The 12,150-nt window shown below is 35.2% G+C and carries 17 protein-coding genes and 1 riboswitch; of the genes, 7 read left to right on the top strand and 10 right to left on the bottom strand.

Features of this window, described 5'->3' with window-relative positions; translation table 11 throughout:
• The first annotated feature begins 16 nt into the window (after nucleotides 1-16).
• The 6 genes from trpS (at nucleotide 17) to AC5LXV_RS06065 (ending at nucleotide 6,208) form a co-directional block, all read left to right on the top strand.
• On the top strand, nucleotides 17-1,012 hold the full coding sequence (gene trpS / locus AC5LXV_RS06090; RefSeq protein WP_110434278.1) for a tryptophan--tRNA ligase: 996 nt from the start codon (nucleotides 17-19) through the stop codon (nucleotides 1,010-1,012).
• Nucleotides 1,013-1,127: 115 nt separating this feature from the next.
• On the top strand, nucleotides 1,128-2,489 hold the full coding sequence (gene trkA / locus AC5LXV_RS06085; RefSeq protein ID WP_493467667.1) for a Trk system potassium transporter TrkA: 1,362 nt from the start codon (nucleotides 1,128-1,130) through the stop codon (nucleotides 2,487-2,489).
• Nucleotides 2,490-2,540: 51 nt separating this feature from the next.
• A riboswitch (TPP riboswitch) is annotated at nucleotides 2,541-2,642 on the top strand.
• A 52-nt stretch (nucleotides 2,643-2,694) separates the two neighbouring features.
• Nucleotides 2,695-3,480: a hydroxyethylthiazole kinase gene (gene thiM, locus AC5LXV_RS06080; RefSeq protein WP_493467666.1), complete on the top strand. Its 786-nt coding sequence runs from the start codon at nucleotides 2,695-2,697 to the stop codon at nucleotides 3,478-3,480.
• A 12-nt stretch (nucleotides 3,481-3,492) separates the two neighbouring features.
• Nucleotides 3,493-4,149, top strand: coding sequence for a thiamine phosphate synthase (thiE, locus tag AC5LXV_RS06075; RefSeq protein WP_493467665.1), 657 nt, complete (start codon nucleotides 3,493-3,495; stop codon nucleotides 4,147-4,149).
• Nucleotides 4,146-4,940 (top strand): bifunctional hydroxymethylpyrimidine kinase/phosphomethylpyrimidine kinase, encoded by a 795-nt coding sequence (gene thiD / locus AC5LXV_RS06070; protein WP_493467664.1) that lies wholly within the window; start codon nucleotides 4,146-4,148, stop codon nucleotides 4,938-4,940. Before thiE ends, thiD begins: the two co-directional genes overlap by 4 nt.
• Before the next feature lie 140 nt (nucleotides 4,941-5,080).
• A complete protein-coding gene (locus tag AC5LXV_RS06065; protein ID WP_493467663.1) occupies nucleotides 5,081-6,208 on the top strand; it encodes a hypothetical protein in 1,128 nt (375 codons plus the stop codon).
• Nucleotides 6,209-6,487: 279 nt separating this feature from the next.
• Here the strand turns inward: AC5LXV_RS06065 and AC5LXV_RS06060 are convergent, their stop codons facing one another.
• The 6 genes from AC5LXV_RS06060 to AC5LXV_RS06035 all read right to left on the bottom strand — a co-directional run bounded on the left by AC5LXV_RS06060 (nucleotide 6,488) and on the right by AC5LXV_RS06035 (nucleotide 10,282).
• A complete protein-coding gene (locus AC5LXV_RS06060; protein ID WP_110434295.1) occupies nucleotides 6,488-6,691 on the bottom strand; it encodes a heavy-metal-associated domain-containing protein in 204 nt (67 codons plus the stop codon).
• 655 nt (nucleotides 6,692-7,346) lie between these two features.
• Nucleotides 7,347-7,631 carry a hypothetical protein gene (locus AC5LXV_RS06055; protein ID WP_493467662.1) on the bottom strand — a complete coding sequence of 95 codons (285 nt, stop codon included), beginning with the start codon at nucleotides 7,629-7,631 and terminating at the stop codon, nucleotides 7,347-7,349.
• Nucleotides 7,632-7,639: 8 nt separating this feature from the next.
• A protein-coding gene (locus tag AC5LXV_RS06050; protein WP_493467661.1) for an IS3 family transposase occupies nucleotides 7,640-8,721 on the bottom strand; the annotation gives its coding sequence in 2 pieces (ribosomal slippage) (nucleotides 7,640-8,481 and nucleotides 8,481-8,721; 1,083 coding nt in all).
• Between the two features lie 604 nt (nucleotides 8,722-9,325).
• Nucleotides 9,326-9,532 (bottom strand): hypothetical protein, encoded by a 207-nt coding sequence (locus tag AC5LXV_RS06045; protein WP_110434303.1) that lies wholly within the window; start codon nucleotides 9,530-9,532, stop codon nucleotides 9,326-9,328.
• A gap of 209 nt (nucleotides 9,533-9,741) precedes the next feature.
• Nucleotides 9,742-10,044: a contact-dependent growth inhibition system immunity protein gene (locus tag AC5LXV_RS06040; protein ID WP_493467660.1), complete on the bottom strand. Its 303-nt coding sequence runs from the start codon at nucleotides 10,042-10,044 to the stop codon at nucleotides 9,742-9,744.
• On the bottom strand, nucleotides 9,977-10,282 hold the full coding sequence (locus AC5LXV_RS06035) for an RNase A-like domain-containing protein (protein ID WP_493467972.1): 306 nt from the start codon (nucleotides 10,280-10,282) through the stop codon (nucleotides 9,977-9,979). Before AC5LXV_RS06035 ends, AC5LXV_RS06040 begins: the two co-directional genes overlap by 68 nt.
• 102 nt (nucleotides 10,283-10,384) lie before the next feature.
• Between AC5LXV_RS06035 and AC5LXV_RS06030 the strand changes: the two genes are divergently transcribed.
• Nucleotides 10,385-10,531 carry a hypothetical protein gene (locus AC5LXV_RS06030; RefSeq protein ID WP_493467659.1) on the top strand — a complete coding sequence of 49 codons (147 nt, stop codon included), beginning with the start codon at nucleotides 10,385-10,387 and terminating at the stop codon, nucleotides 10,529-10,531.
• Between the two features lie 142 nt (nucleotides 10,532-10,673).
• Here AC5LXV_RS06030 and AC5LXV_RS06025 read toward each other — a convergent pair whose 3' ends face one another.
• The 4 genes from AC5LXV_RS06025 to AC5LXV_RS06010 all read right to left on the bottom strand — a co-directional run bounded on the left by AC5LXV_RS06025 (nucleotide 10,674) and on the right by AC5LXV_RS06010 (nucleotide 12,139).
• Nucleotides 10,674-10,925: a MafI family immunity protein gene (locus AC5LXV_RS06025; protein ID WP_110433818.1), complete on the bottom strand. Its 252-nt coding sequence runs from the start codon at nucleotides 10,923-10,925 to the stop codon at nucleotides 10,674-10,676.
• A gap of 78 nt (nucleotides 10,926-11,003) precedes the next feature.
• Nucleotides 11,004-11,147 carry a hypothetical protein gene (locus tag AC5LXV_RS06020; RefSeq protein ID WP_493467658.1) on the bottom strand — a complete coding sequence of 48 codons (144 nt, stop codon included), beginning with the start codon at nucleotides 11,145-11,147 and terminating at the stop codon, nucleotides 11,004-11,006.
• A 119-nt stretch (nucleotides 11,148-11,266) separates the two neighbouring features.
• Nucleotides 11,267-11,665 (bottom strand): DUF596 domain-containing protein, encoded by a 399-nt coding sequence (locus AC5LXV_RS06015; protein WP_493467657.1) that lies wholly within the window; start codon nucleotides 11,663-11,665, stop codon nucleotides 11,267-11,269.
• 48 nt (nucleotides 11,666-11,713) lie between these two features.
• Nucleotides 11,714-12,139 carry a hypothetical protein gene (locus tag AC5LXV_RS06010; protein WP_493452787.1) on the bottom strand — a complete coding sequence of 142 codons (426 nt, stop codon included), beginning with the start codon at nucleotides 12,137-12,139 and terminating at the stop codon, nucleotides 11,714-11,716.
• Nucleotides 12,140-12,150 lie beyond the last annotated feature (11 nt).

Genomic DNA, 12,150 nt, shown 5'->3' with positions numbered 1-12,150 from the left:
AAGTTAGGAATAAATTATGAGTAAACCAATTGTATTTAGTGGCGCTCAGCCATCAGGAGAACTAACATTAGGCAACTACTTAGGTGCTTTAAAGAATTGGGTGTCTTTACAAAATGAATATGATTGCGTTTATTGTATCGTCAATCAACATGCGATCACAGTCCGTCAAGATCCCAATAAGTTGCGTAAAGCGACGCTTGATACACTAGCACTTTATTTGGCGTGTGGTATCGATCCACAAAAAAGTACTATTTTTGTTCAGTCACAAGTACCAGCTCACGCTGAATTAGGTTGGGCGTTAAACTGCTATACCTATTTTGGTGAATTGAGCCGTATGACGCAATTTAAAGATAAGTCATCTCGTCATTCTGAAAATATAAACGCTGGACTGTTTGATTATCCGGTGTTGATGGCGGCTGATATTTTGTTATATCAAGCTAATTTAGTTCCTGTTGGTGATGATCAGAAACAACATCTTGAGCTATCGCGTGATATTGCTATGCGCTTCAATGCGCTTTATGGGGATATATTTACCGTTCCTGAACCGTTTATTGCCAAAGTTGGTGCTCGGGTAATGTCATTACAAGATCCAAGCAAAAAAATGTCTAAATCTGATGAGAACCGTAACAATGTTATAGGGTTACTTGAGAATCCAAAAGATGTTGAGAAGAAGATTAAACGAGCGATGACCGATTCAGATGAGCCACCAGTTGTGCGTTATGATTTAAAAAATAAAGCGGGTGTATCGAATTTATTAGATATCTTAACGGGCATCACCGGCAAGCCAATTGCTGAACTTGAAAAAGAGTTTGAAGGTAAAATGTATGGTCATCTAAAAACCGAGGTGGCAACTCAAGTGATTGATATGTTAACTGGTTTACAAGCAAAATATCATCAATATCGTGATGATGAAAATTATCTTCTTTCAATTATGCAAGAAGGTGCACAAAAAGCTCGCGCTAAAGCAGAGCCAACATTGAAGAAAGTTTATGACGCAATCGGTTTTGTATAATCCCAAATAAGATTGCCATTATACGAAATAATATCGATCGGCTTTAATTGATAATTACAGTCACATTTTTGACAATAAATCATATTAAAGCCTTTTTGATTATAATAGGTTAGTTATGAAAATTATTATTCTTGGTGCCGGCCAAACCGGTAGTGCACTTGCTGAATATCTAGTAACTGAAAAACAGAATGATGTAACAGTCGTTGATGAAGATCATGATAAATTGCAATCTTTGCAAGAACGTTTTGATCTCCGAGTCATCTGTGGCAAATCGTCTTATCCGCAAGTGTTAGAGAGCGCAGGAGCTGAATCAGCCGATATGTTAGTTGCTGTGACTAACTCTGATGAAGTAAATATGATGGCTTGTCAGATTGGTCATGTAATGTTCAACATTCCACAAAAAGTCGCCCGAATCCGTGCCCCTGAATATAACGATGAAAAATACCCATTTTTTAATAAAGATTGTATCAATATTGACCATATTATCGCTCCCGAAAACTTAATCACCAATCATATTAGCCAATTAGTACAATATCCTGGCGCACTCCAGTTTGCTTCGTTTTATGATAATCGAGTCTGTTTAGTGGCTGTAACCGCTTATTATGGTGGCGCCTTAGTTGGAAGTGAACTGTCGGAACTGAAAGAGCATTTACCACATGTAGAAGCGCGGGTGGTAGCAATTTATCGTCAAAACCGCTTTATTCGACCGATTGGTTCAACTTTAATTGAAGCTGGGGATATGGTCTATTTTATTACTCCTCCTCTCAATATTAAAGCTGTAACCAGTGAACTACAACGGTTAGAAAAACCTTATAAGCGCATCATCATTAGTGGTGGCGGAGGCATAGCTGTCGCCTTAGCTAAGCGTTTAGAAAACGATTATCAAGTTAAATTAATCGAACGCAATGCTGAAAAAGCCGAATCAATTGCTGAGCAACTTATTAATACAACGGTATTACATGGTGAATCATCAGACCAAGAGTTATTATCGCAAGAGCAAGTCGAACTCACCGATCTGTTTGTGGCAGTCACCAGTGATGATGAAGCCAATATTATGTCATCCATGTTGGCAAAAAGAATGGGGGCGAAAAAAGTCATCGTGCTTATTCAACGCCAAGCCTATTTAGAGTTGATCAACGATAGTGTGATTGATATCGCAATCTCACCACAACATGCCACTATTTCAGAGCTATTAAGTCATGTTAGACAAACCGGTGTGGTTAAAGTGGTCTCACTACGTCAGGGTGAATCAGAAATTGTCGAAGTGGTTGCCAATGGTGAGGCAGAAAATTCAAAATTAGTGGGTAAAAATATCAACAGTCTAAAATTACCTTCAGGTGCGACTATTGGTGCGGTGGTGCGTGGCGAAGATGTGATTATTGTTAACACCGATTTGATGATTGAAAATGGCGATCACTTAATCATTTTCTTAGCTGATAGACGAGCCATTAGTGATATAGAAAGATTATTACAATAGCTTGTTTAAATTATAAACTCAGTTCATAATAAGAGCGTTTTTTACAAATTGGTTTTTGACTCGGGGTGTTTTTTGTTATTGCAAAAAACTGAGATTTTACCCGTTGAACCTGATCTGGATCATACCAGCGTAGGGAAGTCTTAGTCTTAATTGCTCGTTTTGACATATTCTTCCCTTAACATTACTAATTAGATAAGGATAGAATATGTCGGCCATTAAATTATTCCCAAGCCATGATGCCATCCCCTTTATTGAGCAAGTTCGCCTACAACGGCCATTAATCCATTGCATTACTAATGATGTGGTTCAGAATTTTACCGCTAATGTTCTATTGGCGATTGGCGCTTCGCCGGCGATGGTGGTTGCCGAACAGGAAGTTGAAGACTTTGTTGCCGTTGCTAGTAGTTTATTAATTAATATTGGTACGATAGATAGCCAAAGTGCCAAAAGCATGTTATTAGCTGCCGCGAAAGCAAAACAAACACAAACCCCTTGGGTACTTGATCCGGTCGCAGTTGGTTCGGCTCTGAAATACCGCACTGACATTGCCCAACAACTTTTAACCTTTTCACCCTCAGTTATTCGTGGAAATGCTTCCGAAATTCTAGCCTTAAGTGGTCAACAATCATCCTCTAAAGGACCTGATGGGCTTGATTCTACCGATTCGGCATTAAACGCGGCAAAACTATTAGCCGAAAAATATCGAACCATTGTAGCTATAACCGGCGAGATTGATTATGTCACAGATGGCAAACAAATTTATAGCATTGTTGGGGGGGATATCGCCCTAACCCGAGTAACTGGTACAGGTTGCTCATTATCAGCAATGGTGGCCGCATTTATCGCCGCTAGTAAAGATCGTTTAGCCGCAACCGCCTCTGCTTGTTTTATGATGAAGAAAGCCGGTGAACTTGCTAACAAACAGTCAGGTCTAGGCACTTTTGCTATGGCAATAATTGACCAACTTTCGCTATTTAAGCAAAATCACTAATAAGGATATTTGATGAAAAAGCAACTGGATTTAACCCTCTACTTAGTGCTTGATCCGCTATTATGTGGAGGCATAAATGGCATGGTTAATACCACAAAAATTGCTGTCGAAAATGGTGTTACCGCGGTGCAATTACGCTCAGAACAAGATTACTCAGGTAAAAATTGGTATCACGCCGCCCTAGCGTTAAAAGAGGTATTAAGCAATACCCCAGTGCCATTATTGATTAATGATCATGTCGATATTGCTTTAGCCATTGATGCCGATGGTGTTCATGTTGGACAAAGTGATCTACCGGTCGAAGTGACCCGCCGCTTAATTGGTAATGATAAGTGGTTAGGACTTTCGGTTTCTAATCTAGTACAACTGGAGAGTGTTCCTTGGCAATTGGTCGATTATCTGGGCATTGGCCCAATCTTTCCAACCACCACCAAAAAAGATGCCGCAACAGCAACAGGTATTGACCAATTGACTGAACTGGTTAGCACCAAACAATGCCCGGCAGTAGCTATTGGTGGCATAGGAGTAAATAATTTAACCGAAGTGGTACAAACAGGTATTGAAGGTATTGCGGTAGTTTCGGCAATTTGTGGTCAAGCCGATATTGCTAAGGCTACATCTGACCTAATTAAAAAAATAAGACAAGCAAAAGAGGAAATAGGAGTATGACAACAGTTGCATTAACTATAGCCGGTAGTGATCCTAGTGGTGGGGCCGGTATTCAAGCGGATCTAAAAGCATTTTCGGCACTTGGCGCTTATGGTATGTCGGTAATTACCGCATTAACCGCGCAAAGTACCCAGGGTGTTAATGGCGTGCACGCCGTTCCACCTGACTTTGTCGAAGCACAATTTAATACCCTTTATCAAGATATCCATATTGATAGCGTGAAAATTGGCATGTTGATGAATAAAGAGATTGTCAGCTCGGTTGCTCACCTATTAAACGCTAATCCTATTGCCAATATTGTGCTTGATACCGTAATGATTGCTAAAGGTGGCCATCCATTACTAAAAGCAGATGCCATTTCTGCTATTCGAGATCGGTTATTACCATTAGCTACCATCATAACCCCTAACCTTCCTGAAGCTGCTGCTTTGCTTGATTGTCAGGAGGCTAAAAACGAAGATGAAATGCAACGACAGGGTTATAAGTTACTCAAATTAGGCTGTCAGGCAGTATTAATGAAAGGCGGACATTTGCCAAGCCAAGAAAGTCCTGATTATCTAATCACTGACAATAAAATTATCAGAATGACTTCAGCGAGAATCGCCACTAAAAATACCCATGGTACAGGTTGCACGTTATCGGCAGCAATTGCTGCATTGTTACCGAAACATAATCTAGAAGAAGCGGTAAAACAAGCCAAAAACTACCTACAAGGCGCTATTGAGCATGCGGATAGTTTGAAAGTTGGTAAAGGAATTGGACCTACTCACCATTTTTATCAATGGTGGTAACTACAAATGTTCAATTTTAGTAATTAAATAAATTACTAATTAAGTTGTTTTTTAAATGAGATAATGTATTTTTAAACAATTTTAAATTAATTTTTGAGAGGAATTAATTTATACTTTGATAGACATTGAAGAAATATTAAATGGAATTAAAAGTTTATAATAATATGGTTTATATAAAATATCTTATCTCTGTTGTTTTGCTTTTCCCATGCTTGGTATTAGCAATTGATTTAGATGGTCTTAAGGCAAATATCGATAAATATGATGTCGAATTAAATTTTAAAGATGGCGGTGATCTCGATCTTCTTATTGAAAATGAAGAAATTAACAATATAGAGTTATTACAAAAAAGAGCGACAGTTGATTTTTACTTTAAAATGATATTTTCCTATAAAAAAGGTCAAGGATTGAAACCAACTGGTATAAATATTTATAGTAAAAAAAGTGGTCAATTACTTCAAACTATCACTAATTTGCAAGGAATCGACTGGTCAGTATCAGAAATTGACTCTGACTATTTTAAAGCAAATATTGATAAATATGATGTCGATTTAGATTTTTATGATGATGGGTATATCTCTTTTCCTATTAAGAATGAAGAAATTAACAATATAGAGTTATTACAAAAAAGATCGACAGATGATTTTTATTTTAAAATGATACTTTCCTATAAAAAAGGTCAAGGATTGAAACCAACAGGTTTAAATATTTATAGTAAGAAAAGTGGCCAATTATTTCAAACTATCAATAATTTAAAAGGATTTGACTTTTTGGGGGAATATTCAATAGGTGCGGTTAACCATATTGATGATAGCTATCGGTTTGCTCCAGATTATTTTGACCATAATGGAATAGAAATCGACTATAATTTTGATGGTAATTATAATGATTTTTACATAGCCAGAGCAGTTGATGATATGGAAGATGCCCCCATCATTTATCGTTACTATTCTTATGATAAGAAGAAAAATAAGTTCATTTATCTCAATTTAGATGGTCGTTATATCGATTTTGATTCCAATAAAAAAATAGCAAAAAGGAAAAAAATTTGTGAAATTAATAACTATTCCGCAGTTATTTTAAATGAAACTTATCGTTTCAAAGCAGAAAGCAGTAACTATACTTTAACGAATTCAACCTGTACTTATAAAGAATATGAGTCTTTTAGAGGTGTTGAAGGACAAGCTTTTAAAATTTCTCGTCAATGTTCACAGAAAGAAAAAAATTTTTGTATTAAAGAAAACGAACTAGATAAAGATTTTGATTAATTAGTTATAAAATATAACATTAAATTATTTTTATAAACATTACTAAATAGCAAATCGCCTTGCAATATTATTAATATTGAGAGTAATAAGCAGTGGTGTTTTAGCTGAACGCTATATTAACTAAAGACTCATTTATACTTCATCAACAATCCAAATCGATGAAGTATATGAAAAACCGTTTAATATCCTGTTTAATATAGCCAATTTATTGGTTGTGAGCATCATCTAATAGTTAGGCGATCATTATAATCGCCTAACGTTTAGTGATGCTAAATGTCTTTAATATGCAATACCTACAAACTCAAATCCGGCTTCATTGATTGCGGCAATAGCTGCTTCTTGCGAAATAGTACCACCTTCAATATCAACCTCACGCTTGGTCAAATCAACAGTAACTTTCGCTTTAGGATCAATATCATTAATTGCTTTAGTGATGGTTTTAACACAATGTTGGCAACTCATATTATCAACTATTAATTTCATCGTTAACCCCTTTTGGTTATTAAATAATTTCAGATGGTTATGCCGCAAAATTAGGGTATCCCCCTAATTAAAATTGCTTGCTAAGTAAAGTATTTATATTACGCCAATAAACCGACAAAAAAAATAGAAAATCATCATGTCATTGTCCTCCACCCTAAGCTTAGTAACAGGGTCTACATTAGACTTACCGGTAATTGACTGAACGAGATTGGCTTTTTTCCAGCTTTTTCGTAACGGTTTAAAATGAGCAAAACAAGCTGATTATTGAGTAGGAGAATTATTTCCAATCAATAATCAACAAGCTCTCCTCTGGTTATAAAGCGCTAACTAAAGGTTATTTATTGGATAATTTCAATCTGATAGCCAGAGTTAATTTAGATGACTTATCTTTAACTTTTTTAGCGTATTGTTTAAATGATTCTTCTTGTACATCACTAATAGAGTGATCAAATCAGGTTAATTCGAACTCGATTAATATATTCACCATTAAAGAGTGCTAGTTAGAACAATTTGATTTAAACTCTGGCTACGTGGTCAATATTATCGCTAAAGAAGACAAACTAATTTTCGAAATTGCCAATTAGATTACATGATTGATAAGTAATTAGTCCAATTCTACGTTAGAAATAGTAGCAGCCAAAATTGTAATAAACGCTTACCTTAAAAGCATTTCAGGAGTAGCTAGTCCGGTTTCAATATCCAATTCATATAAACCCGTATCCCAACTAATCGCTTTTAATTTATTTTCTTTAATAAGAATATTAACAAAGCCACCTGATACTAAAATTTCTGTATGAACTTTCCATTTTATATACCCGACATTATCCAATAGAAAAATATTATTTGCTGCTAATTCTTTATTTCCCATAAAAATAGGATCAAAATAATCTAATAATACAACAAAATTATGTAAATACCCCAAACCTAGTACAAGATTCAAGTAGAAAATCATGCTGCTTGTTTTAGTGTTTTATACTCAATCGGTGTCATGTTATTTAATGCCTCATGCGGTCTTTCGGTATTATAAATCGTTAACCATTCTTCGGTTATTCTCCTTGCTTGTGCTAAGTTGTTAAAAAGATATAAATCGAGTACTTCAGTACGATAGGTACGATTAAATCGTTCAATATAGCCATTTTGATAAGGACTACCGGGCTGGATATAATCAATGGCTATATCATGGGATTTAGCCCAGTTTATAAAGGTTTTTCCTGTAAATTCTGGCCCATTATCGACTCGTATTTTTAATCGATACCCATGATATTCAGCCAATTTATCTAAGTAACGGGTAACTCTCCCTGCTGGTAAGCTTACAGCAATATCAATGCCTAGCGCCTCACGATTAAAGTCATCGATGACATTGAATGTCCTAAAGTGACGTTGATTACAACTACTGTCACTCATAAAATCCATTGACCAACATTCACCTTGTTTATTGGGTGCTGATAGCCTTTCTGGGGTTCGTGGAGGAATGCGTTTTTTACGCTTTACCCTGAGATTAAGCTTTAATTCACAATACACCCGATATACTCGTTTATGATTCCATTTATAGCCGAGCTTTCTGATACGATTAAAGCATTTAGGAAAGCCCCAGCGTAAATGCCGGTCTGTGATAGCATTCAACACCGAAACAATCACCGAATCATCCAGTAACTTAGGTTGATAATAGTAAGCACAACGGCTTAAGCCAACAATGGCACAACTCATAGCAATAGTAATAGAATGATTTTGTTGTAGTTGCTGTGCCCACGTTTTACGTGCTTTTGTGGGCACTAAAGCTTTTTTATAATTTCTTCCTGAAGCTGGGATTTTAAGCTCAGTTCGGCAAACATCTGCTTAAGCTTACGGTTTTCAGCCTCAAGCTCCTTTAAGCGTTTGATATCCGAAGTTTCCATTCCGCCATATTTTTCCCGCCATTTATAGAAAGTTGAATTACCCATGCCATATTTACGACAGAGCTCTTTGACAGGAATACCCGCTTCAGCTTCTTTTAAAATAGCTACTATTTGATGTTCAGTCATTTTTTTCATAATTAAATCCCCTTTACTTTTATCATAGAGAATTTTCTACTTTTTTGCTGTACTATTTTAGGGGATAGTTACAGCTATATTTTCTCAAGTTATAGACATCTCCAGGATGGACCCGCTGTCATTGGATAAGCAGAGGGAGAGATATTATATGCGCCTGCTATCGGATTTAATCCTGTACCAATATTTAATGTGCCTCCTTGCTCTAGCTGACTTAAATATTTGGATTTTGCCTTCACTCCTTTTATTCCCAGACAAACTTCATTCAGCCCCAAAGAGTCTATCGACTTATTGGGTTAGCAATCCAAAACCAGAACAATAAAACCATGAACAAAACCTAGTTTAAAATTCGGTTACAGCCTCAAATAATGGGTAAACAAATCTCAGACTACAACTGACCATTAAAGACTGGGGGTTGGAAGGCTTAGGCTTTATAATCGGCCAGCAGTCACCATCCATTCATAGCAGAAGCTATTGGTTATCCGACTTGAGAGTTATTATCTAAGTTTGGTAATTTACTAGGGGAAGAAGCTATTGGTTATCCGACTTGAGAGGATGAGCTAAGAGATAAAAACAAGATCCTCAATGTAAGTGGGGATTATTTAACTTACAAGTTAATATTATTCTCTCTTGCAAGTTTACTAAGCGTATTACCAAAATCTAATAATTCTTCTCTTGTCCAACCAGTTAAAGTCGGAATTTCTTCTTTTTTACAAGATATTAGAACGGCTGATTCTAATTCTCGGATCAAATTAAACTCTTTTTCCGTTATTTCTACTAATAAAGAATTATCATTTTTTTCTACAATTTTCATTTTATTATATTTCTACTATTTCAACTGAGGAGTATTTTGTGTTGGCAAGCGATTCAAATAATTATCCCAACCAATATCATAATCGGGCCTGAATGCTATACTTTCGCCTTTATCTGAGTTTCTTATAAAAAGAGGTTCCCCACGAGATGGTAAGGATTACTTAATTTTATAATTTATTTAGCCAATAACAAGATGTATATTATTTATCATTATGAATTTTTTAAAATAAATAGCATATGTACTAGCCAATCTTTGCTTGATGACCATTCATTCGGGTAATAATAATTACAATCAATATCATCTAATATAATTCTTTGTAATTCGTTTTCCTTATATGAAGAGTCAATCAATGATTGAATTTCTTTTATCATTTCTTGTTGTTCTTGGGCTGTTTCTGTTTTTTTATATGACAATAAAGCTTCTTCAGCTCCCCCAAAGATTTCTTCAAAATCTTGATTCAAATAGCATATCAAATAATAAGATAATGCAGGGTATTTTTCTTTTGCAATCATGGTGTTGGGTAATCCGTAATAATTTTATGAAAGGCATTGTAGGGTTTCTTACTAAAATAATTCTGCCTTTTGAGACTTGAGATGCGCTTGTTTGACACTTTGAAATACTAATTCCTATTGGTGACGATAACTTATAATCTATCTCTAAATAATCTTTTGGGTTTCCAAATATATAGTTATTTATCTTAGATTGATTTGCATCAATCGATTTGCTTGTAATAGCTTCAGTTGTAGTTATATCTTAAATGAGGATGCTGTTTTTACATTTACTGTAATTGCCCATCATCAATCTCCGATAAACGCCCGAAACCATCCATAACTAACTTACCTAGAGTTAACTATGGCTAAGGCACATTCTACGCTAAAAACCACCATTACTAAAACCCGAACGGTAAAACCACAGACAAAGCACAGCTTAATGGTCGGTTACAGCCCTAATGGCAGGCAACCTAACCCCAGACCACAGTTGACCATTAAGGGGCGCTAGCTGGAGCTGATAGGCTTTTATGCCGGGCAGGCTGTGATGATTAAACTTGAGCGCAATAAATTAATTATTGAACTTGCTATGCAGATCTAGGAACTTATAAAAATAGGATCCCCGATCAGAGTTACATCGGGGATTTAACAAGTTATTTATTGGGGTTTATATATAAATATCGATTATCTAAATCCAAACCTAATAAATCAACAATATGAAGTACTTTTTGATATTCATCTTCACTAATTTTCACATCAAAATCTGCAATATGATCACATAATGTTTCAAAAGCTAAAACATTTTCTGAATGATTAATGTAATCCAAAGCATAATCTACTAACTCAGGATCTAGCCTATCTTTTATTGAATTACCTAATTCTTTTATATAATCATTAACTAACATAATTATTTGATCCTTTTTTATTTTTTACTTATTGGTTTGTAATTTGGCGGAACTGGTGCACGTTAGGAAATGCCGTTATTATCTTTTGATAATCTCGCTAGTAGATATGGTTTTAATATTCATATTTGATAAGTGTAATTCTAATTGCTTCAATGCATCAGTTGATTGTGAACGATAACGACCTAACTGATTATTTATTAATAATGTTCCATCAGCTCCCATTACTACCGTTCAGCCAGTCATCATCGATGCGCAACAGGGGCTGTTGATTATCAAAATTGAGGGGCAACGCTAGAATGTAATAAAAAACTTCCCACCATAATCCGGAAAGTTTTTAAAATTTACGTCCAGATCTCCTGACCATCTGGGGGAAACCATACCAATCCAGCAGGACATTTGGCTAGAAACCATAAACCGATATCATCAAGATCATCCAGTTCATCCTCAGAAGGATAAGTAGGCCATGTGTCCTTAATTGATTGGAGTTGTTGTGCTATAGTTCCTTGAAGAAAATGCCCATTTAATGCTAATTTGATATGCTCTTCTTTCATTAATTTTTCTAATATTTTAAAAAAAATACCCTTTCTGATTTCGTAGGGTTCATTCATATCTTTCATGCTAACATCAACGCTTTGCCATATATTACCCATCGAATAACCATAAGAGTATTTTAATATTTGATTATATATTTTTTCATAATTTATCATTGAAATTTCATCTCCACAGGGCGTCCTTATCAAAAAACCACCTATCAAAATATTTATATGGTTTTATAATATTAATTGAGTTCATATATTTTTCTTTAATGGAAACATTCGTAAAATATTCATCAGTGCGAAGAGAGTTTTGGCATTAGGAGTCCAAATTGGTAACTTTTCATAACCTATTAATAGAAAATTAGCGTCGTATTTCAAGTTATTATCAGAAATACCGTCTTTTTTAATATCAATTAACTTCTCGATACTATCTAATTTTAATTGATATACACTATTATTATGATAACTAATGACTTTATCTGTTGTTATCGCTGTCCAGCTCGTCTTATTATTTTCGGAAAATAAAAATAATATCTCATCATCAGAGTCCATATACTCTTTGTGTAATTTGTCAAAAAAATTATCACGTTCTTCGCCTTTTAATCTTGTTTCCGAAAGCAACTTAAATTGATTCGCCTTCCAGAGAAGGCGATCTTTATACCATTCTTTTTTAGTCATATATTATTGTA

The sequence above is a fragment of the Gilliamella sp. LMG 34359 genome (assembly GCF_984569085.1).
This window is presented reverse-complemented; position numbering and strand designations above follow the sequence as displayed.